Origin of the sequence: Amycolatopsis sp. NBC_00355, from assembly GCF_036104975.1 — a bacterium.
In the GTDB taxonomy this organism is placed as follows: Bacteria; Actinomycetota; Actinomycetes; order Mycobacteriales; family Pseudonocardiaceae; genus Amycolatopsis.
In genome coordinates this window covers 10,431,046-10,451,751 of record NZ_CP107982.1, presented here as the reverse complement: position 1 = coordinate 10,451,751, position 20,706 = coordinate 10,431,046, and the positions used below count along the sequence as shown (strand labels likewise).

The following is a 20,706-nucleotide window of genomic DNA, read 5'->3' as shown; positions in this document are numbered from 1 at the left end:
GGCCTCCTTACCGGCCATAAGAGCCGGTAAGGAGGCCTTCACGGAACTTCGAGGACTACCGGACGCCGCCCGACGCGCGCTGCTTCTGCGCGTGCGCGGACCGGGTGCAGACCTCACCGACGTCGACCGTCTGGCCGCGGTCGGCGAAGACGTCCGCCACACCGACGAGCTGGCCCTTCGGCGACGTGCAGGTCAGCTGGTAGGCCTCCTTCGTGCCGTAGGTCGGCGGGATCGGCGACGAGAACGAGACGTCCCCGGTCCAGTCGTCGACGGCGTTCGGGTCGGCCTGGTCGTAGTTGACCACCACGGCCTTGTAGTCGCCGGCCGGCGGGTCGAACAGCACGGCGTGCTCGGACGTCGTGCCGCCGTTCGCCGACGAGCTGACCAGGTTGCCGGCCGAGTCGTAGATGAACAGGTCCCAGTCGGTCGACGTGCCGGCCCAGTTGATGTTGACGCTGAACTTCCCGTTGTCCACCTTCGGCAGGCCGTCGACGTGGAAGGTGAACGAGTCACCCGCGGTGTCGGCCGGGTAGTTCTGGTTGATCGGCGGCACCCCGGCCGGGTTCGCCACCGCGTAACCCTGCTGCGCCGGGCCCTGCGGGTCACGCCCGTAGCGGCCGGCGACGTAGGGGCGCGTCGACGGGTTGACCGACCACGCGAACCGCCCACCGGTGGTGGTGAGCTTCGAGTTCAGGTCGTCGGTGTAGTAGATCGGCGGCTTGGTGGTGCCGTCGGCCTGGATCACCGGCGACGTCGGCGTCTGGAACGTCTTGTGCAGCTTGAGCTGGTAGCCCTTCGGGGCCGAACCGATCAGCGTCGAGTGCTGCTGCGGGTCGGCGGCGTTGCTCAGCTGGTCCAGCAGCGCCTGGCGGTTGCCGCCCTTGCCCGCGCCGGTGGCCGGCGCGAGGCCTTCGTACTCCGCCACCACGCTGTCGGCGTAAGGGCCGTGGAAGCCGTTGCCGCCGACCTCGATGGTGAAGCCCCAGCCGCCGGTGGCCCAGTACGACCAGTCTTCGGTGGTGCCGGTGGTGTCGTAGAGCGCCCAGCTCGGCTCGCTCGTGTAGCCGTTGCGCGACGCCATCTTGTCGCCGAGGGCCTTGTAGGCCGGCTCCTCGAGCGGCGGGCGGACGTCGGCCACACCCGGCGGACGCAGCACCAGCGCGGCGACGGTGTGCATCGTCATCAGGTTGGTCACCTGGCGCGAGGACACGATCGAGCGCACGTTGCGGACCTCGGGCTCGCTGAACGGCGCGGACCCGCGGAAGGTGTCACCGCTCCAGGCCACCTCGGCGCCGTTGCCGCCCCAGAAGCCGCCGTAGTTGCGGTTCGGGTCGGTGCCGCGGATCCGGCCGCCCGGGTTGGCCTTGCACACGCCGGTCGCGAACTGCGGCGGCGAGTCGTTGACGTTGCAGTTCTTGCGCTTCATTTCATAGTCGAAGCGGCTGAAGTCACCCTTCGGCTCGGCTTCGCGGGAGATCTCGAAGCCGTCCGGGTTGATGATCGGCACGACGATGTTGCGGGTCTTGCCGACCAGGCTGCGGATCGCGGGGTCGTGCGAGTAGCCGTTGATCAGCTCGTACGCCCACTCCATGACGTGCTCGCCGGCCGGCCACTCCCGGGCGTGGTGCACGCCCATGGTGAAGTTCACCGGCTTGCCGTCGGTGATGTTCTTGACGTCGGTGGCGATCTCGACGCCGACGACGTCGCGGCCTTCCCAGGTCGACTCCGGCATGGTGAACGCCGAGACGAGGCCGGGGTTCTTGCGGGCCAGCTCCTTCATCTCGTAGTTGTAGTCGTAGAGGTGCCGGTAGGCGGTGCGCCCGGAGGGCAGCGCCGAGGCGGCGGTCTTCGCCGCGTACTGGCGGTCGGTCTTCGCGTCCTGCACCGACTTCGCGGACAGGTCGGCTTCGATCACCTTCGAGGTGAAGCCGCTGTCCTTGAGGGTCTTGCGGTCGGTGTCGTTCGCGAGGACGACCTCGACGCCGGTCGCGTCACCCTTCTCGGTGACGTCGAGGCCGAGGCCGGTCAGCTTGTTCTTGTCGGCCCGCGTCGGCGTGTCGACGCGGACCAGCTGCGCTTTCTGCGCGGTGGTCGGCGTGCCCTGCGGGGTCAGCGCCAGGAAGTCGACGCCGAGCTGGACCTGGCCGGCCGAGCCGCCGTAGCGGCAGCCCTGGACGACGAGCTGCTGGCCCTTCTTCACGAAGCTTTCGGCGAGTTCGTGGGAGCGCAACGCCGTCGAAGCGGCGACAACACCGCCGGTCGCCTTGTCGAACACGGCGACGTCCCAGTCACCCTCGGCGCCCGACGTCGCCTTCAGCCGGGCCTGGACCAGACCGTCCACAGTGGACGTGAGGTCGCGGCGATCGGTGCCCGAAGTACCCTTGGGCTGCAGTTTCGCGAAGCACGAGCGGGCGACCGACTTGTCGGCACGCAGGATGTTCTGCGCCGCGCCGGCGGTGCCGGCCGGCAGCGCGACGAACGTGCCGGCCAGCGCGATGGCCGAAGCCAGCAGCACCAGCCGTCTTGGTGAATTCCCCACGGGAAAAGACCTCCTTGACCGAGGCCGGCACAGTAAGGACGTACCGGTAGCGAGTGACCGTAATGGACGAAAACCGGCCGGGGTAACCGCCGTAAGTCGTACTGCCTTCACCCGTTCTTCACACAGACGGCCGCGCAAAAGGACATTTCACCGGGAGTTCAACCACCGGTCGGCTACTGTCGGTTCATGGTCACGGTCCCTGCGCGACGGACGTCCGTCGCGGTCTCGCTAGCGGGTGTCGCCGCGCTCGTGGTGGGCGCCGCGATGGTGCTGTTGCTGCAGGTCATCCCGCCGACCGACCAGATCAGCGCGACCCGCCGCACGATCAGCGAGTACGGCCTGTCGGATCACAAGTGGGTGTTCGACATCGCGGTGGTCCTGGTGGCGTCCGGCTCGGCCGCGGGGCTCGCGGTGCTGGCCGGCCAACGCCGGCTGCCCGTGGCCGCGGCGATCCTGGGAGCACTGTGGACGATCGGCCTGCTGGTGATCGTGGCGTTCCCGAAGCCGGACTGGGCGACGGTCTCCCGCTCGGACTTCGGCGGCACCCTGCACCGCGTCGCGAGCGTGGTGGCGTTCGTCGCGCTGCCGCTGGCGGTGCTGATCGCTTCGCGCACGGCGTTCCCGGCGTCCTCCGGCCGGCGGTGGGTCGCGCGTGTGCTGGCGATCGCGTCCCTGGGCTGGTTCGCGGTGATCCTGGGCGCGGTCGTGGTGGCCGCGGCCGAGGGCGGGCGGTGGTGGACGCTGATCCCGCTGGGGCTGGTGGAACGCGGGATGGCGGTGACGGAGCTGATCGCGCTGGGCGTGTTGCTGGCGCCGGCGGGCGAGCGCTCACGGGAGTAACCACCGGTCCGGCCCTTGTCCGGTTCCGGCCGGGCGGTGGACAGTGACGAGGTGGACGAAACCGGGCAGCTGTCCCTGACGCCGCGCGAGCTGGCCGGGCGGGAGCGCATGGCCGCCCTGCTTGCTGCCGTGCGCAGCGGTGACACCGCGGCGCGAGCCGAGGTACTGGCCGCTGCCCGGCCCGTCATCGGGGTCGTCGTCCGGGCTTCCGGCCTCGACGACTGGGCTGTCGTCCAGGCCATCGCTGCGGAACTCGCACGGGAGATCGAACGCTTCGACAACGAAGACGCGGTTCTGGACTGGCTCATCGTGGCGGTGGCCCAGGCGAAGTCGCGGCACGAACCAAGGTCGGCGCAGCAGATCCCGCCAGACGACAGCCCCGGCTTACCGTTGTCGAGCCGGGAGAAGCGGTTCCTGAGGGCTTTGACTTCGTCCCGCACCTACGACGCCGTCGCCGAAGAACTCCGGATTCCGGTCGGCAGCATCGGCCCATATCGGGTCCGCGTGTACCGCAAGCTCCGGCGGCTGCTGGAAACCGAACATGTTCCCGAACCCCGCGCCAACCTCGAAGCCGCGCTGCGCAGCCACTCCCCCGCGCCCGCTTCCCGTGCACCACGGCGCGGCCTGCTCCACTTCCTCGGGCTGACGACACCGGCGCCGACACCTCCGACACGCCCCGCTGACCGGACGATCGTGGCAGTCCGGGACGTCACCGGCGCCGGGCGGGACGTGCTTCGTGAACTCGATGTCGTGCTGACCATGACTCGCGAGGGCGAGGGCCTGGCATGACCGAGCAGGCGCCGTCCCTGACCGACGAGTGGCTCGGCATGCAGGTGCTGGGCCACGTCCGCGACCTGTACAAAGACCACCCCGATACGGCCGACCGCGTCCTGGCCCTGGTGGAACTGCGGTTGCAGCAGCGCTTCGACGCCGAGACGGCGGAGAACCGGCACCGGCGCAAGTTGGAGTGGGCGTGGTTCGGGTTCCGCGTGGCGTCCGCGCTTCTCGGCTTCGGAGCGCTCGTGGTCTTCGCGCTCGTCGCCGTGCAGTTCATCGGGCACGGCGCGCCCGTCGAAGCCGGCGTCTCGCTCGGCGCCGGGGCGGTGTCGGTCGTGGCGATCTTCGTCACCGGGCGGGCCGCCGGGCCGCTGTTCGCTCCGCGGACTCCGCCGGACAAGGAGTAACGCTTAGCGGATCCGTTCGTGCAATGCGGCCATCCGGGCGTCCAAGTCCGCCGCGGTCGCAGCGGCCGCAGACAGTTCGCCCGCGAAGTCCGGGGGGACGCTGTCGCGGTACTTGTACGACAGCTTGTGCTCGACCGCCGCCCAGAAGTCCATCGCGATGGTGCGCAACTGGACCTCCACCTTGACCTTCTCGACCCGGTCGGACAGGAATACCGGGATGCGCACGATCAGGTGCAGGCTGCGGTAGCCGTTGGCCTTGGGGCGGGCGATGTAGTCCTTGGTGCGCAGCAGTTCGACGTCGTCCTGGGCGGTCAGCATGCGGGCCACCGCGAAGACGTCGTCGACGAACGGGCAGACCACGCGGATGCCGGCGATGTCGTCGAGCGCGCGGGCGGCGGAGACCCAGTCGCTGCCCAGGCCGCGGCGGTGCACCTTCTCCTTGATCGCCTCCGGCCGCTTGACCCGGCTCGTGATGTGCTCGATCGGGTCGTGCCGGTGGACGAAGTCGAACTCCTCGCTGAGGATCCGCAGTTTCGTCATCAGTTCTTCGATGGCGAACTTGTACATCAGCAGGAAACGCGGGAGCTGCCCGGCGACGGCGAGCTCTTCGGCCGCCTCGCTCAAAGAAGCGTGCTCGGCCGCCGGATCGGTGGTCACTGAACCCTCGTCGTAGGAGTCGTCGGTCATTTCCGCGCATCACATTACTGCGCTTCACCCGATCAACGGGCGGCGACGGGCCGGAGTTCCCGCCGGTCACCGGATCGTGGGGCCCGCCGGGCCCGCGTGGGCCCGGCGGGACGCCGTCAGCGGGGAGCCACCTGGACGCTCCAGTCGCCGTAGCCGTACGGCGGCGTCACGACGTAGACCGTCGTGTCACCCACGGCCGTCCACCCGCCCAGCACGCGGAGCACGTAGTTCCCGACGCCGACCTGCTTGAAGGTCGCGACGCCCTGCGCGTCGGTCTGGGTGATCGCGACGGGGTGGACGCCGTCCTCGGTCAGCACGACCTTGGTCTTCGCCAGGCCCTCCCCCGCGTCGACCCGGCCGTTGTGGTTCTTGTCGGCCCACACCTGCCCCTTGGCGTCGGCCTTCAGCCCGGGCACCTTGGCGTTCGTGAACACGTACGGGGCGCCCAGCGTCTTGCCGTCGTCGAAGTAGCAGTCGAGACCGGTGACGCCGTAGTAGCCGGCCGCCTGCGGCACCTTGCCCGACACCGTCAGGACGACCCGCTGCCCCACCGCCAGCTGCCCGGCCGGGTGCTCGGGGGCGAAGGCGCCCCACTGGGCGTTCGGGACGGCGATCGCCCGGCCGAAACCGCCCGGGTCGCAGCCGGCGAAGAGGCCGGTGAGCGGCCGGTCGCCGGTGTTGGTGAGGGTGACCGTCGCCTTCGCGGTCTCGCCGACCGCGTAACTCGCCTTGTCCAGCACGATGGCCGCCGTCAGGCTCTCGCTGAGCGGGCGGACGCCCTGGACCTCGAGGGCGGTGTTCGCACCACTGCCGTCCAGCCGCAGCGGCGGCAGGTACGGCAGCTGCCAGTTGTCCGGCACCTTCACGAAGTACAGGGAGTAGCCCGGCCCGACCGGCAGCCCGTCGAACGCGAACGCCCGGCGGCGTCGGTGACCGCGACCAGGTCGTGCGTCATGCCGCGGCCGATCAGGTGGGCTTCGACGCCGGCCAGGTCCTCGCCCGGGGACGGCTTCCCGTCCCGGTCGCGGTCGCCGTAGACGTGGCCGGCGACGCGGTCGATCGTGTCCGCCGGCACCACCGGGACGGTGACCACCGTGTGGTTGTCGTTCGAGTCGACGTCTTCGGTGTCGAACACGTCGAACTCCACCACGGCATCGCCCGGGTTGCTGTAGCTGACCGTGGCGGGCAGGTGGTAGGTCCGGGTCTCCCCCGGCGCGAACGTCGTGCGCGGGCCCGAGAACTGCAGGTCGCCCCACGCCTGGTCCGGGATCGAGAGGTACGGCCCGGACTGCTGGGAGGTGGCCGCCCAGACGTCGGTGGCAGGCGCGTCGCCGGTGTTGGTGATCGTCAGGTCGATCGGGACGGTGTCCCCCGGCAGCCAGCGGCCCTGCCCCGCGACCACCGTGATCGCGAGGTTCGGGCCGGTGTCGGCGGCGGCGGGTGTGGCGGCGGCGATGGTGAGCGCCGCGGTCAGCACGCAGGCAGCGCGAGCCGACCGGGCGAATCTGCCCGTTTTCATGGTGGATCCCCCTGTTTCGTCTGTCGAAGCCGAAACTAGGACGCGCCGGGACGGTCCGGCAGCACGGAACATTCCGGGCCGGCGGCGGGACAACCGCGGAGCCCGCTGGGGCGTGATACGGGATTCAGGACGCGCCGAACAGCCGGTCGAGCCGGTAGTCGACGAGCGCCGCGGCCTGCTCGTCCGTGTAGGCGCCGACCAGGATGCCGGAGACGAGGCCGGCGGCCATCGTCGCGAGGGTGTCCGCTTCCCGTTCGGCGTCGAGGTCCGCCGGGACGCCGTTCTTGCTCTGCGCCAAGCGGATCTGATCCGCGAGGCCTCGAACCAGGTGCGGCAGCAGGGCTTCCTGGTCCGGTTGCCGGCTGCCGCGGGTGACGTCGACGGCGAAGTAGGCGATCTGGACCGCGCAGAGCGTGCGGCTGCGCTCGTCGGACGGCAGCACGCCGGCCAGGTACGCCCGCACGACCGCGCGTTCGTCGCCGGTGCCGAGCGCCGCGACGATCCCGCCCGTGGCGCGCTCGGCGCTCAGCTCGGCCATCCGCTCCCAGGCAAACCGGAGCATGTCCTCCTTGGCCGGGAAGTAGTACTGCACCAGGTTCATCGAGATCCCGGCCTCGGCGGCGACCGCACGCAGCGTCACAGCGGCCAGGCCCCGGGTGGCGGCGATCCGGTACAGCGCTTCCGCGATTTCGCGCCGGCGCTGCTGATGGTCGACGCGTTTCGGCACGCGGTCACTCTCCCACAGGCCACCAGCTCGGCAGTCGCGGGTACCCGCCGTTATCGTGCGCTTGCACCATAAACTGGGGAGGGTTTGACCGGTCGGGGAGTTCAGGGACCGGAAGACCGGAACGCGGTACCTGGCCGCCTACTTACCACCGCCGGCGCTGTTCACCGACGACGAGCCGCGTGCCGACGAGGCTGCTCTTGGGCGCGCGCAGCGTGATCCACCCCGCGCGCGAGGTCGAGCAGCGGGTGACACGCTCAACCCGCTGCTCGACGTCGAAGTCGTGCCGCGCACGACTGCGGACCGGCGGATGCCGGGCTAGAACTCCGCCAGCTGCGGCACGGCCGGGGCCATGCCGTCGATCCAGGCGGCCGGCGATCCCGTGGTCGGCGTGATGATGGCCGTCTGGATGCCGAGCTTCGCGTAGTCGGCCATGCTGCGGACGAAGTCGTCGCGGGTTTCCGGCGACGGACGCGGGTTGTTGGCGAGGATCGTCTTGCGGATCTCGTCGTAGTCGCGGCCGACGGTGTCGCAGTGCCCGCGCAGCACGTCCAGCTTGTGCGCGACGTCCTCGGGCGAGGACGCGAAGAGGTTGCAGGCGTCGCCGTACTGCGCCACCAGCCGCAGGGTCTTGCGCTCCCCGCTGCCGCCGATGAGCACCTTGGGGCGGTTGATCGGCTGCGGCGAGCAGAGCGTCTCGGCCAGTTGGTAGTGCTTGCCCTCGAACGGCCCGTTGTTCTCCGGGTCCCACATCTGCGCGGCGATGCGCAGGGTCTCCTCCAGCCGCTCGAAGCGCTCGGCGACCGGCGGGTACGGCACGCCCATGCCGTGGTGCTCACGCTCGAACCACGCGGCGCCGATCCCGAGCGCGGCCCGGCCGCCCGAGAGGACGTCGAGGGTGGTGACGATCTTCGCGAGCAGGCCGGGGTGGCGGTAGGTCACGCCGGTGACGAGCAGGCCGAGCTCGATCCGGGACGTGTGGGCGGCGAGGAAGCCAAGGGTCGTGTAGCCCTCGAGCATGTTGGACTCGGCGGGGAGGCCGGTCGGCTCGATCTGGAAGTAGTGGTCCATGAAGGACAACCAGGTCGCACCGGCCTCCTCCGCCGCGGTGCCCACGCGGGCGAGCTCGCCCGCGATAGCGGTCGTCCCGCCTTCGATGTCGAAGATGGGAAGGTGAAAACCGAGCTCCATGAGACTTTTCTCCTGACGTGCGGTCGGCGTACCCGTCACGTTAGGACCTGGAGCGCGCTCCAGGGCAAGTCCCGGGTTTCAGCGGAGCCGTTCGACCAGGTCCGTCGCGATCCGCCGTTCGACGGCCGCCGGGACCGGCTGGACCGCCGGGGCCAGCCCGCCGCCGCACACCGCCGCGAGGCTGCGCACCTGCAGCGTGAGGCCGAGATCCATGGCCTGGATGGAGTTCCCGTTGGCGGCGGTCAGGTTGAGCATCCGGCCGTGGTCGAGGACGACGATCTCGCGGCCATCGGCCAGCACGTGCCCGGTGCGACGGCCGGGTTCGCCGTACTCGATCGTGCGCACGGTCGCCGTCCGCAGCGCCTCGGCGTCGATCTCCCAGGCGAAGTGGCCGACGCCGGCGAGCACCGCGCCGTCGGTCAGCGCGGCCAGCTCGGCCGCGCCGACGACGCCGGGAGCGCCGGTCGCGGTGAAGACCGCTCGGGCGTCTTCGACCGCCTCCTCGGCGGTTCCGACGCGATGACCGTCCAAAATGGCCTGAAGTGCCCGCATCGGGTCGGTGTCGCACACGGCGACCCGCGCGCCGAGCCGCGCGAGGGTGTCCGCGACACCCTTGCCGCACGGCCCGTACCCGAGCACCGCGGCGCGCATCCCCGGCACCATCAGGTTGGTGGCGTTGAGAAACCCCTGCACGACACTCTGGCCGACGCCGAACTCGTTCTCCACCAGGAGTTTCAGCCGCGAGTCGTTGATCACGACGACGGGGTGGGCGACGCCGCGCGGCCGCTCCCGCAGCCGGAGGCCCCCGGTCGTCGTCTCCTCGGTGCCGCCGAGATAACCCGCGGGCGTCCCGGATTCGAGCAGCGACAGCGTGAGATCAGCGCCGTTGTCGAGCGTGAGGTCCGGTTCGTTTTCGAGGACCTTCGCGACGTTGCGGGCGTGGTCGGCGTCATCGTCGGCGCGGCGGGTGTGCACCTTCACGCCGATCGCGCGCAGGTCGTCGGCGACGTCGTCGTGGGTCGTGCCGGGCGAGCCGGTGAGGGTGACGTCGAGCCCGGCGCGGGCCAGGAGCGTGACGAGCGCGCCGGTCTTGGGCTCGACGTGCAGGCACATCGCGAGCCGCCGCCCGGTGAGCAGCGCCTCGTGGTCCTCGACGGCGGCGGCGGTCAGCGGCATGTGCTTGAGCGCCCAGCCGATGGCAGGCAGAGTCATGGCTTTCCTTACGGTTGACGAAGTTCACCGCCGGAGGCGGTGCGAAGGGCCCGGAGCGGGGCCGGTCAACCGTAGAAATCGCAGCGGTAGGAGTGGTCGCCGAAGATCGGCGCCACGAGTTCCCGTCCGCTGCTCACGTCGTCAAGCTATCAGCGCAGGGCGGTGACCAGGAAGTCCGCCACTTCGGCGGGCCCGCCGTCGCCGGTGGTCACCGGGTCGCCCGCCACGCGCAGGCGGTTCGCGTACTCCGCCGACTTCCGGCCGCCGGCGAGCAGGAACGGCGGGGCGCCCGGGCCCGCGTAGGTCAGCGGGCTCGCCGCGCGCAAGGTGGCCGGCGCCCGGCCCAGGGCGAGCAGGATCGACGCGCGCGTGACCGCGTCCACGCCGGTGAAATCCGTGAAGTCGGCCGGAGCGGCGACCGCTGCCACCGCGTGGACCGTGCTGGGAACCCCGGCGTACTGGCCGGTGTCGAAACCCGGCGCCGTGCCGAGGAGGGCCGCCAGGGTGCCGCCCGTGCCGATCCCCCAGGCCGCGATGCGGGCCGGGTCGAGGTGCAACGCCGTCGCGTTGGCCGCGAGGAAGCGGACCGCGCACTTGGCGTCGGTGAGCGCGGCCGGCCACGGCGCGGCGGGCGCGAGGCGGTAGTCGATCGCGGCGACCGCCACGCCGCGGGCCGTCAGCGCGTCCCGGACGGCGGTGAACCGCGGGCCGTCGAGCAGCGCGCCCGGGCCCGCGGGTTTGCGGTTGCCGAGGAACAGGCCGCCGCCGTGCAGGTAGAGCACCACCGGCGCGGGCGCCGCGGACGTCTTGGGCTGGTAGACGTCCATGGCCAGGGGGATCCCGGCCGGGCGGCAGTACTCGACCGTGCCCGAAGCGCCGTCGAGCAGGGTCGAGGCGTTCGTGCCGGTGACGCCGTCGCCCGCGGCGACCGCCCCGGCCGTGCCGGTCGCGAGGACCAGCAGGAGCACGGGGAACAGCACGATCCACGCCGACACGCGCCGCAGCGCGGACGGCCGCGGGTGCGCCCGCCGCCGGGCGACCACCAGCAGCCCGAACAGGGCGATGACCTGCAGCGCGGCGACCACGTAGTCGGTGAAGCCGACCACCGTGTCCGCCGGCTGCCACGGGTCGAACCGCGCCAGGAGCCCGAGCGGCCGGCTGACCACCCACAGCGCGAGCGCCACGGCCGCGGTCAGGGCCGCGAACCGGGCGGTCTTGCGCGTGGGCCAGCCGACGACGGCGGCCACGGCGACGATTTCGACGGCCGCGAAGACGCCGAACAACATGGCGTAGAGCTGCCAGATCCGCCAGAGCGCGGGCACCGCGGCGGCCGTCGTCACCGCGCCGCTCAAGGCGGCCAGCGAGGCTGTGACCAGCAGCGCACCGCGTCGCAGGGGTGGCGTGGGGTCGTACCGGGCGGTCGCCGACGGCGGACGTGCCCGCTGCCGGTCGACCGCTGTCATGACCCCAGTGTCACCCCGGACGGCGCGCGGCGGCCACCGCGCCGGGCCGGATACGCTCGGCTCGTGCCCCGTTTCACCGGCCACGACGGCCGTGAACTCGCGGCCGCGAGGACGAAGTTGCTGTCCCCGGCGCCGTGATCCGGCAGGATCGGAACATGCCCCCGGAGACCGATCCCACCGCCGCCATCGACGCCCTGCGCGCGGAGCGCGACGCCGCGCGTCAGGAGCTTGCCGACCTGCGTGCGTGGTTGACCGTGAAGCTCGGACTGCTGCATCGCGCTCCCGGCCCGCAGGGCATCACCGTACTCAGCGTGGCTACCGATCGGGAGATCATCACCAAGATCGAGGAGCTGATGAAGGGCGAGGCTCAGGCGTAGCAGGCGGCGAGCGCGCCGAACGCGGCTTTCGGTTCCCACGGCAGGCCCGGGTACGTCTCCCCCGAGCCTTCCTCCAGGACCTTCACCACACCCCAGCTCGCCATGTCGAGGTCTTCGCGGGGCGACGGGCGGTACACCAGGCCGTAGCAGACGAAAGTGCACGCGAACGCCGCGTCGACGCCCTCCGTCGTGAACACCTCCAGCAGCTCGCGCAGGTACCTCGCCTGCTCCTCCTCGTCGCGGACGTAGTCGCCGTCCAGCCGGACCGGGACGTCGCCGTCGTATTCGAGGATCGCGCCGCTGCGGGCGCCGAGGTCGGCCGCGCCGCGGTAGGTCGTGCAACCGAACTCCGTGATCGCCACGGGCTTGCCCGCCGCGACCAGGGTGCGGATGCCTTCCCGGTAGATGTGCTCGACCTCCTTCGAGCGGTGCGCGTCGACCGAGACGATGTCGAACGGCGTCCAGTCGACGCGTTCCAGCGGCACCGACGCGTAGGTGATCCGGCCACCGAAGCGCGCTCGGACGACCTCGACCGCGCGGGCCAGGAAGTCGTTGATGCGCGCGGGAAGTCCGGCCAGCGCTCGCAGAGATTCCGGGGATCGCGCGAACAGTCCCGCGGTGCGTTCCGGGAGGCTGTCGCCCGGCAGGAAGCCGTGGTTGAACAGGCTCAGCTCGGCGCCGGTGACGAACACGATCCCGGCACCTGCCGCGCGGAGGCGCTCGGCCCGCTCGGCGCCGTCGGCGAGCTGCTCGAGGATCTCCTCCGGCTGCCGGTCCCAGGGGAACGGCGAGAACCACACCTCCAGCCCGAGGGCGGCCGCTTCCCGCGCGGCGAACTCGATCCGGTCCAGGTCCGTGCCGAACAGGCGGACGGCCGTGCAGTGCAGGTCGTCGCGGATGATCGTCAGCTCCCGCCGGACCAGCTCGGGTTCGAAGGGACGGCGAATGGTGCCGCCGACCGCCATTCCGGTGTCGTAACCGATGCCGTTGGCTCGCATAGAGGTGCCCTCCAGAAGAAATAGCGTACGGTACGTACCGTACCCTATCGACAAGGTACGGTGAGTACCGATGACCGAAGCGAAGACCCGGCGACGCGGCGCCGAACTGGAAGACGCGATCCTGCGCGCCGCCGCGGACGAGCTGGCCGAGGCCGGCTACCCGGGCCTGACCATGGAACGCGTCTCGCAGCGGGCCGGCACCAACAAGAACACGATCTACCGCCGCTGGCCGAACCGCGCCGCGCTCGGCGTCGCCGCCTACCGGCACCTGGCCGAGGACAAGCTGCGCCCGCCCGACACCGGCGACCTCCGCGACGACGCGCTGGCCTTGCTGCGCGCCATCAACTGCGACCGCTCCTCCCCTGCGGCGCAGATCCTCCGCGGCCTGCTGGCCGGTGTGAGCGACGACCCCGAACTGCTGGCCCAGCTGCACGAGCAGGCCCGTGACGGCGGCACCGCCACGTGGCTCACGCTCCTCGAACGCGCGGTGAGCCGGGGCGAAGCACCGCCGGAGTCACTCCACCCCCGCGTCGCGACGGTCGCGCTCACCTTGCTGCGCAACGAATACCTCACCCGCGGACTGACCACAGTGGACGACGACGTCCTCGTGGAGATCGTCGACGAGGTCTACCTGCCGCTGGTCCGCGGGCGCCGGGCCGGCGCGTAGAGCGTCAGCCGCAGCGCCGGGTCCTCGTTCGCCTGGAACGTCGCGTACTCGAACTCCACCGGCTCCGGGCGGTACAGCGTCTTCCGGCCGGGTCCACTGTGGACGACGTCGTGGCGCTCCCACCAGCCCGCGAACTCGGGGCAGCCCGCGCGCAGGCGGCCGGCCAGCGCGGTGAACGCCGGGTCCGGCGCCCACAGGTCGTACGCGGCGTGGAACTGCGCCACCGTGTGCTCGGCCTGCGCCGCCCAGCCGGGCCCGAACAGCCGCCGTCCCCGCTCGTCGAGCAGCAGGAACACCAGCACGTTGCGGTCCGCCTCGGGCAGCTTGGCGAAGTCGGTGAACAGCGAGACGGCCGCGCGGTTCCAGGCCAGCACGTCCCACCGGCGGCCCGTGACGTAGGCGGGCTGCGAGAGGCTCTCGATCAGCCCTCGCGTCGAGTCGGGGACCGACTCGCGGGTGAACGCGGTCCGCGCCGGGTTGCGGGCCAGTTCCCGCAGGTGGACGCGCTCCGCGTCGTCCAGCCGCAGGGCGCCGGCCAACGCCTCGATCGTCTCCGTGGACGGGCTGACCGTGCGGCCCTGTTCGAGCCGGATGTACCAGTCGACGCCGATGCCGGCGAGTTCGGCGACCTCCTCGCGACGCAACCCGGGCGTCCGTCGGCGTCGACGGTCCGGTAACCCGAGGGTCGCCGGATTCAGCCGCTCCCGCCGGGACCGCAGGAACTCCCCCAGCCCGGCGCGGGCCACGTCCGCCATCGACGACCTCCGGGTAGCACGGATGAGTCCCAGGATGATACCAGGCCTGGATACGACGTCCGGGAACGCGGAGGCTGGTCACATGAGAGCTGCTGTCCTCGAAGAATTCGGCACGTTGCCGTCCGTGCGCGAGCTGCCCGACCCGGTGCTGGGCACCGGTGAAGTGGTTGTCGACGTCGTCGCGGCGCCGGTACTGCCCTACGCCGCGGAGGTGTTCCGCGGCGAGCGGAACTACCTGCTGACGCTGCCGGTCGTGCCGGGCGCCGGCGCGGTCGGCCGGGTCCGCGCGACCGGCCCGGACGCGACCCGGCTCAAGCCCGGCGACTGGGTGCTGTGCGACCCGACGATCCGCTCCCGCGACGACGCGCGCACGCCGGACATCACGCTGCAGGGGCTGAGCGCACGCGGCGAAGGCGGCCTGTTCCTGCAGCGCCACTTCGGCCACGGCGCCTACGCCGAGCAGCTCATGGTCCCGACCGAGAACGCCGTCCCGCTCGGCCCCATCGACGCGGCCGACGCCGGTCGGTGGACCGCACTCTCCCTGTGCCTCGTGCCGTACGGCGGCCTGCTCGCGGCCCAGCTCCAGCCGGGCGAAACGGTGCTGGTCAGCGGCGCGACCGGAAACTTCGGCAGCGCGGGCGTGGCGGTCGCCCTCGCGATGGGCGCGGCCTGCGTGGTCGCGCCGGGCCGCAACACCGACGCGCTGGCCGACCTGGAACGCCGGTTCGGCGCGCGCGTCCGGACCGTCCGGCTCACCGGGGACGACGACACCGCGCGCATGCGAGCCGCGGCGCCCGGCCCGATCGACGTGGTCCTCGACCTGCTGCCGCCATCGGCGGGAGCGGCCGTCACCCGGACCGCGGCCATGACGGTGCGCGAGTACGGCCGGGTCGTGCTGATGGGCGGCGTCGGCATGCTCGGCGGCGACGACCTCGCGTTGCCCTACCCGTGGCTGATGCGCAACAACATCACCGTGCGCGGCCAGTGGCTGGCCCCGCGCGAGGCGAACAGCAGCCTGATCGCGCTGGCCCGCGCCGGCCTGCTCGACCTGGGCGGGTTCGCCGTCACGGAGTTCGGCCTCGACGACATCGCCGACGCCGTGGGCCACGCGGCGAAGGAGCAGGCGCGGTTCGCGCTCACCGTCATCCGGCCGTGAGGGCCGTCGGGGCCTGACCGGACTGCGCGGCGGCCGCGCCGAGGATCCAGTTCCGGAACTCGACCGCGAAGTGCCGCAGGTGACGCGTTGGCGATGGGGACCGACGACGGTGCCGTCCTCGAGCACGAGACGCGGCGACCGCCGGTCGGCGGCTCCGCTCCGGCGTCGCGAAGTCGTCCCACTCACGCATGAAGAACGACCAGACGCGCCCTCCGAGTGTCTCGACGATGTTCATCCGGCCGCCAGCGCGGGGATGCCGTGCGCGCGCAGCGTCGTCGTGCCGGTCGTCTCCTGCCCGGCCGAGAGCTGTCGTCAACGACTTCTACTTCGCGTTGCACGGCGAAAGCCGGAAGACGCCGTATCCGGCGGACGAGATCGCCCAGCTGCTCGGCTCACTCTGAGTCGACCCCGCGCGGACTACTCGCGTTTGACTAGAACCTAGTACTCGTGTTTGAGTACTCACATGGGAGCAGTTCGGTTGTTCATCCTCGGCGCCTTGGCGCGGGGCGGTCCGATGCACGGGCACCAGATCCGGCGGGCGGCGCAGGTCGACCGCACCGAGCTCTGGGCGGACGTCAAACCCGGCTCGCTCTACGGCGCGCTGCGGCGGATGGCGGACGAGGGCGTCATCGAGGCACTGCGCACCGAACGCGTGGGGAACATGCCCGAACGCACGGTCTACACGATCACCGAGGAGGGCCGGCGCGAGCTTTCCGTGCTGCGCCACACCATCCTCACCACCACCAAGCTGCGCCCGGATCCGGTCGACCTGGCGCTGGCCTACACCGAGGACCTCGACGAGGCGACGCTGCGGGCGCTGGTCGAGGACCGCCGGGCCGCGCTCGTCGCGGAACTCGCGTCCTGGAAACACCTTCAGGAACACGCGGGGCCCTACCTCGACGGCCTGGAGCCGCTGGGGTTCGACCACGTGCTCATCCGCCTCGAAGCCGAGGTGACCTGGCACGACCGGGTGCTGGACAAACTGACGGATCTGCTGGCCAACCGGGGAGAACAGACATGAGAGCCTTGATCATCGGCGGCGGGATCGGCGGGCTCGCGATGGCCCAGTCCCTCACCGCGGCCGGCGTCGACGTCCAGGTCCACGAGCGCAACAGCGAGGCAGCCGACTGGCTGCAGGGCTACCGCATCCACCTCAACCGGTTCGGCTGCCGCGCCTTGCGCCGCTGCCTGCCGGGCCCGCTGTGGGACGCCTTCGCCGCCACCGCCGGCGATCCGGGCGCGGGCCTGAGCTTCCAGACCCACCGCCTGCGCGAACTGCTCTTCGTGGAGGAGGAGCTGATGACCGACGGGACCGGCGACCACCGCGCGGTCAGCCGGATCGCGTTGCGCCGGCTGCTGCTGGCCGGCCTGGGCGAGAACGTCCACTTCGGACGGACGTTCGAGCGTTACGAGACCAACCCGGACGGCACCGTGACGGCGCACTTCGCCGGTGGCGCCACCGCGACCGGCGATCTGCTGATCGGTGCGGACGGCGCCAACTCCCGGGTGCGCGCCCAGCTCCTGCCGCACGCGCACCGGGTGCCGACCGGCGCGGTGGGCGTGGCCGGCCGGCTGGCCCTGACCGACGAGACCCGCGCCTGGCTGCCGTCGCGGATCCGCGGCGGGATGAACATCGTGCTGCCACCGGCCGGCAGTTTCCTGTTCACCGCGGTCTTCGACGGCCGGACCCGCACCGCGGAAGCAGTCGGCGACGGCATCGACCTGACGGCGTTCGGCTTGACCGGCACCGATCTCCTCGACGACGTCCAGGACTACGTGCTCTGGGCGTTCGCGGCGAAACGCGCCGGTTATCCGGCCGACGTGGAGTCGCTGCCCGGGCCCGCGTTGCAGAACATCGTGGCCGAGCACATCCGCGGCTGGCACCCGGACCTGCGCCGGCTGGTCACCGGCTCCGACCCGGCGGGCGTGCACGCGATCGCGTTCAAGTCCGCCACCCCGGTCGAGCCCTGGCCGAGCGGCCCGGTGACGCTCATCGGCGACGCCGTGCACAACATGACCCCCGTGATGGGCCTGGGCGCCAACACCGCGCTCCGGGACGCGGCCCTGCTGGCCCACCAGCTCAAGGCCGTGCACCGCGGCGAAGCCGGACTGACCGACGCGGTCGGCGAGTACGAGCGCCGGATGCTGGCCTACGGCTTCGAAGCCGTGCACACCTCACGCTCGTTCGCCGACCGGTTCACCTCGGACAACGTCCTCGCCCGCCAGGGGATGAAGACCTGGCTCCGGGTGTGCTCCGCCGTCCCGGCCGTGAAGCGGAGCAGCTTCACCGACGAGTGGACCGACGATCTCCCCGCCGCGAGCGCCGCCCTGGTCTGAACTTCCCCCGTAGCCGCAGGTCACCCGGGCTCGACCCCGAATGGTGTACGACTCTGTACTTCATTGCTACTGGCTGGTAGGTTACCGATTCACCATTGTGATCCACTTCATGATTCAAAGGGGAGTCATGATCAAGCCTGCCCGCTTGCTGGCCGTCGCCGCGGCCCTCACGCTGACCGTCGCCGCCGCGCCGGCGGCCACCGCGGCACCGGCGGCCGATTCCTTCTACACCTACAGCGGCAGCGAACCGCTGTCGTCGTTCGACCCGGGAACCGTGCTCAAGACCCGGACGCTGAGCTACCACATCGTCGGCATCCCGACGCCGCTCACGGCGATCCAGCTGCTCTACCGGACCACCGACGCGCAGGGGAAGCCCGCCGCCAACGTCACGTCCGTGGTGCGCAGTCCCAACGGGGACAACAAAAAAGCCATTTCGTACCAGTCCGCCTACGACTCGCTCAACCCGGCGGACAGCCCGTCGCGGGCGATCGCCGGCGACGTCACCCTCGGCGGGCTGCTGCCCAACGGGGAGTCCCTGCTCGTCACGCCCGCCCTGCTCCTCGGCTACAACATCGTCATCCCCGACACGGAGGGGCAGGACGCGAACTTCGCCGCGGGGCCGGAGTACGGCACCAACACCCTCGACTCGATCCGCGCCGCGACGAAGGCGGCCGAGACGGGCCTGACCGGCACCACCAAGTTCGGCCTCATCGGCTACTCGGGCGGCGCCATCGCGACCGGGTGGGCGGCCGCGCTCGCGCCGAGCTACGCGCCCGACGTCGACAAGAACCTGGTGGGCTTCACCGAAGGCGGGGTGCTCGTCGCGCCATCGCACAACCTGAAGTACGTCGCCGGCAGCCCCGTGTGGTCCGGTGTCATCCCGATGGCGCTCGTCGGGGTCGCCCGCGCCTACGACATCGATCTCAAGCCCTACGCGAGCAGCTACGGCCTGAAGGTCCTCCAGGAGGTGGAACAGGCGTCGATCATCGACGCGCTGGGCCGCTACCCGGGGCTGACGTGGCAAAAGCTCGTCAAGCCGCAGTACTCGGACCCGAACTCGGTGCTCCCGTTCGTCGACGCCGTCAACAAGGTGAACATCGGCTCGGCGCCGACGCCGTCGGTCCCCGGCTTCATCGCGCAGGGGAACAACGGGCTGCTGGAAGGCACCTTCGGCAACCCGCCGGGGATCGGGACCGGTGACGGCGTGATGGTCGCCGGCGACGTGCGGGCGCTGGCCCGGCAGTACTGCGCCGGCGGCAACAGCTCGATCAAGTACGCGCAGTACGACCTGCTCAGCCACGTCGGCGGCGCGGTGCGCTGGGCGCCCGACGCGATCGGCTGGCTGAACGACCGGTTCGCCGGGAAGGCCGCGCCGTCCAGCTGCGGGCACATCCCGGCGGGCAACTCGCTCGCTCCGGAAGTTCCCGCTTCCTGACACCGCTGTGCCCGGCCGGGCCTCCTGGCCGGGCACAGTACGGTCTGCACGTGACAGCGCACCGGAAGCTGCCGAAGGGCCCGCACAGCCTCAGCCGTGACGAAGTGGCCGGCACCCAGCGCGCCCGGCTGATCGACGCGGTGCTGGAGAACGTCGGCACCCGCGGCTACCTCGGCACCACCGTCGGGCACATCACGGCGACCGCGGGCGTCTCGCGAACCTCGTTCTACGAGCAGTTCACCGACAAGCAGGACGCCTTCCTGGCCGCGTATCGCGTGCTCAGCAACGACTTCATCGACCGGGGTGTGGCCGTGGCCGCCGCGGCCCCGACCCCGCTCGACGCCGTCGCCGCGTGCGGGGACTTCCTCGTCGACTACGTGCACCGCCGCCCGACGGCCGTCCGCGCCGTCCTGCTCGAGATCTTCGCCCTCGGCGACGCCGGTCTCGAAGCCCGCGAAGAGGTCCTGCGCGCGGGCGAAGCCGTGTTCGACCGGACCGTCCTCTGGCTGCGCAGCACCGATCCCGCGCTGCCGGTGCCGCCGCCGTTCACCGCGCGGGCCGTCGTCGCGGCCACGATCGAGCTCATCACCCAGGCCATCTGGAAGGCCACCGAAGACGCGTACGACCAGGCCCGGGAAGCCATCCGCTACACGTGGCTGCTCGGGATGTCCGGGCACCGGAGCCTCACCCGCTGAGGCACGCCTCCGCACACTTGCGGAACGCCGTCACCAGCCGGCCGCGATCCCCTTCCCTGGTTGCCAGCGCCACGTGGCTGGGCTCGACGTCCTCCAGCGGGACGGTGGTCAGGTCCGGGCGCAGGCCGGTGGGGGTGGCGGACCCGGCCGGGACGATCGCCACCGCCTGACCGCTCGCGACCAGCTCGATCTTGTCCTCGATGGCGTTGATGAACGGCCCGTCCGGCGCCGGTCGGCCGTCGGGACGCGGGTCGACGCGCCAGAACGCGTCCCACTCGGGGTCGGACGCGCGGGGCAGCGGCTCGTCGGCGATGTCGTCGAGCGTCACGGATTCCTTGCCCGCCAAGCGGTGGTCGCTCGGGACCAGCAGCACGCGCGGCTCGTCGCGCAGGACGGTCACGTGCAGCCCGCCGCTCGGCAACGGCAGCCGGACGATCGCCGCGTCCACCCGGTGGTCGAGCAACGCCGCCCGCGCGTCGTCCCACTTCAGGTACAGCGCCAGGACTTCGGCGTCCGGGTGGCGGTGGCGCAGTTCGCGGACCGCCGGGGTGATGATCAGGTTCCCGGTGTAGCCGACGGTGATCCGGCTGGGCCGGGCGACCGCGCGGGCGTGGGCCGTCGCACTCACCGCCGACCGCAGGACGCCGGCGGCGAGCGGGAGGAACGCCTCGCCGGCCTCGGTCAGCCGGGTACCTTGCGGGGTGCGGTCGAGCAGCCGCGCGCCGACCTGCCGTTCCAGCCGGATGATCTGGCGGCTCAGCGAAGACTGCGTGAGGTGCAGTTCGGCGGCGGCGCGGCCGAAGTGCCGGTGCTCGGCGACGACGGTGAAGCTGCGCACCAACCGGAGATCGAGGTCGTCCACGGCCTCAGTGTATCGCCGTGAGCAGCGGTGATGCGCAGATCGCGACACGCGATGCGAAACGTCCG

Annotated in this window: 21 protein-coding genes; 10 read left to right on the top strand and 11 right to left on the bottom strand. The window is 71.4% G+C overall.

Annotated features, from left to right (window positions below):
• Window positions 1-55 precede the first annotated feature (55 nt).
• On the bottom strand, window positions 56-2,515 hold the full coding sequence (locus OHS18_RS48370; RefSeq protein ID WP_328618702.1) for a M14 family zinc carboxypeptidase: 2,460 nt from the start codon (window positions 2,513-2,515) through the stop codon (window positions 56-58).
• 210 nt (window positions 2,516-2,725) lie between these two features.
• Here OHS18_RS48370 and OHS18_RS48365 point away from each other — a divergent pair, with 210 nt between their 5' ends.
• From OHS18_RS48365 to OHS18_RS48355, 3 genes are read left to right on the top strand one after another with little or no spacing between them, the layout of a single operon-like run.
• Entirely contained in the window at window positions 2,726-3,379 is a 654-nt protein-coding gene (locus OHS18_RS48365; RefSeq protein WP_328615382.1) for a DUF998 domain-containing protein, read from the top strand.
• A 51-nt stretch (window positions 3,380-3,430) separates the two neighbouring features.
• The gene (locus tag OHS18_RS48360; RefSeq protein WP_328615381.1) at window positions 3,431-4,168 is read left to right on the top strand and encodes a hypothetical protein; all 738 of its coding nucleotides are present in this window, start codon (window positions 3,431-3,433) and stop codon (window positions 4,166-4,168) included.
• Entirely contained in the window at window positions 4,165-4,563 is a 399-nt protein-coding gene (locus OHS18_RS48355) for a hypothetical protein (protein WP_328457463.1), read from the top strand. The genes OHS18_RS48360 and OHS18_RS48355 overlap by 4 nt, the downstream gene beginning before the upstream one ends.
• Before the next feature lie 3 nt (window positions 4,564-4,566).
• Here the strand turns inward: OHS18_RS48355 and OHS18_RS48350 are convergent, their stop codons facing one another.
• The 7 genes from OHS18_RS48350 to OHS18_RS48320 all read right to left on the bottom strand — a co-directional run bounded on the left by OHS18_RS48350 (window position 4,567) and on the right by OHS18_RS48320 (window position 11,359).
• Entirely contained in the window at window positions 4,567-5,220 is a 654-nt protein-coding gene (locus tag OHS18_RS48350; protein WP_326951492.1) for a GTP pyrophosphokinase, read from the bottom strand.
• A 146-nt stretch (window positions 5,221-5,366) separates the two neighbouring features.
• Window positions 5,367-6,116 carry an SdrD B-like domain-containing protein gene (locus OHS18_RS48345; RefSeq protein WP_328615380.1) on the bottom strand — a complete coding sequence of 250 codons (750 nt, stop codon included), beginning with the start codon at window positions 6,114-6,116 and terminating at the stop codon, window positions 5,367-5,369.
• Window positions 6,113-6,769, bottom strand: a complete 657-nt coding sequence (locus tag OHS18_RS48340; RefSeq protein ID WP_328615379.1) for a hypothetical protein — start codon at window positions 6,767-6,769, stop codon at window positions 6,113-6,115. The genes OHS18_RS48345 and OHS18_RS48340 overlap by 4 nt, the downstream gene beginning before the upstream one ends.
• Before the next feature lie 124 nt (window positions 6,770-6,893).
• On the bottom strand, window positions 6,894-7,496 hold the full coding sequence (locus tag OHS18_RS48335) for a TetR/AcrR family transcriptional regulator (protein WP_328615378.1): 603 nt from the start codon (window positions 7,494-7,496) through the stop codon (window positions 6,894-6,896).
• A 315-nt stretch (window positions 7,497-7,811) separates the two neighbouring features.
• Window positions 7,812-8,684: an LLM class F420-dependent oxidoreductase gene (locus tag OHS18_RS48330; protein WP_328457469.1), complete on the bottom strand. Its 873-nt coding sequence runs from the start codon at window positions 8,682-8,684 to the stop codon at window positions 7,812-7,814.
• 78 nt (window positions 8,685-8,762) lie between these two features.
• A complete protein-coding gene (locus OHS18_RS48325; protein WP_328615377.1) occupies window positions 8,763-9,896 on the bottom strand; it encodes an adenosylhomocysteinase in 1,134 nt (377 codons plus the stop codon).
• Between the two features lie 149 nt (window positions 9,897-10,045).
• The gene (locus OHS18_RS48320; RefSeq protein ID WP_328615376.1) at window positions 10,046-11,359 is read right to left on the bottom strand and encodes an alpha/beta hydrolase; all 1,314 of its coding nucleotides are present in this window, start codon (window positions 11,357-11,359) and stop codon (window positions 10,046-10,048) included.
• A gap of 155 nt (window positions 11,360-11,514) precedes the next feature.
• Here OHS18_RS48320 and OHS18_RS48315 point away from each other — a divergent pair, with 155 nt between their 5' ends.
• Window positions 11,515-11,736 (top strand): hypothetical protein, encoded by a 222-nt coding sequence (locus OHS18_RS48315; protein ID WP_328615375.1) that lies wholly within the window; start codon window positions 11,515-11,517, stop codon window positions 11,734-11,736.
• On the opposite strand, the gene OHS18_RS48310 is transcribed toward OHS18_RS48315, so the two are convergent.
• Window positions 11,727-12,734 (bottom strand): hypothetical protein, encoded by a 1,008-nt coding sequence (locus OHS18_RS48310; RefSeq protein ID WP_328615374.1) that lies wholly within the window; start codon window positions 12,732-12,734, stop codon window positions 11,727-11,729. The two genes, OHS18_RS48315 and OHS18_RS48310, sit on opposite strands and share 10 nt — an antisense overlap.
• 70 nt (window positions 12,735-12,804) lie before the next feature.
• Between OHS18_RS48310 and OHS18_RS48305 the strand changes: the two genes are divergently transcribed.
• Window positions 12,805-13,401, top strand: a complete 597-nt coding sequence (locus OHS18_RS48305) for a TetR/AcrR family transcriptional regulator (protein WP_328615373.1) — start codon at window positions 12,805-12,807, stop codon at window positions 13,399-13,401.
• On the opposite strand, the gene OHS18_RS48300 is transcribed toward OHS18_RS48305, so the two are convergent.
• Window positions 13,362-14,156 carry a helix-turn-helix transcriptional regulator gene (locus OHS18_RS48300; protein ID WP_328615372.1) on the bottom strand — a complete coding sequence of 265 codons (795 nt, stop codon included), beginning with the start codon at window positions 14,154-14,156 and terminating at the stop codon, window positions 13,362-13,364. The genes OHS18_RS48305 and OHS18_RS48300 overlap by 40 nt on opposite strands.
• Window positions 14,157-14,238: 82 nt before the next feature.
• Here OHS18_RS48300 and OHS18_RS48295 point away from each other — a divergent pair, with 82 nt between their 5' ends.
• From OHS18_RS48295 to OHS18_RS48275, 5 genes are all read left to right on the top strand, one after another.
• A complete protein-coding gene (locus tag OHS18_RS48295; protein WP_328615371.1) occupies window positions 14,239-15,312 on the top strand; it encodes a zinc-binding alcohol dehydrogenase family protein in 1,074 nt (357 codons plus the stop codon).
• A gap of 463 nt (window positions 15,313-15,775) precedes the next feature.
• A complete protein-coding gene (locus OHS18_RS48290; RefSeq protein ID WP_326948185.1) occupies window positions 15,776-16,333 on the top strand; it encodes a PadR family transcriptional regulator in 558 nt (185 codons plus the stop codon).
• Window positions 16,330-17,649 (top strand): NAD(P)/FAD-dependent oxidoreductase, encoded by a 1,320-nt coding sequence (locus tag OHS18_RS48285; RefSeq protein ID WP_328615370.1) that lies wholly within the window; start codon window positions 16,330-16,332, stop codon window positions 17,647-17,649. Before OHS18_RS48290 ends, OHS18_RS48285 begins: the two co-directional genes overlap by 4 nt.
• 127 nt (window positions 17,650-17,776) lie before the next feature.
• Window positions 17,777-19,084, top strand: a complete 1,308-nt coding sequence (locus OHS18_RS48280; protein ID WP_328615369.1) for a lipase family protein — start codon at window positions 17,777-17,779, stop codon at window positions 19,082-19,084.
• Between the two features lie 50 nt (window positions 19,085-19,134).
• Entirely contained in the window at window positions 19,135-19,779 is a 645-nt protein-coding gene (locus tag OHS18_RS48275; protein ID WP_328457501.1) for a TetR/AcrR family transcriptional regulator, read from the top strand.
• Here the strand turns inward: OHS18_RS48275 and OHS18_RS48270 are convergent.
• A complete protein-coding gene (locus OHS18_RS48270; protein ID WP_328615368.1) occupies window positions 19,769-20,641 on the bottom strand; it encodes a LysR family transcriptional regulator in 873 nt (290 codons plus the stop codon). The genes OHS18_RS48275 and OHS18_RS48270 overlap by 11 nt on opposite strands.
• Between the last annotated feature and the right edge of the window lie 65 nt (window positions 20,642-20,706).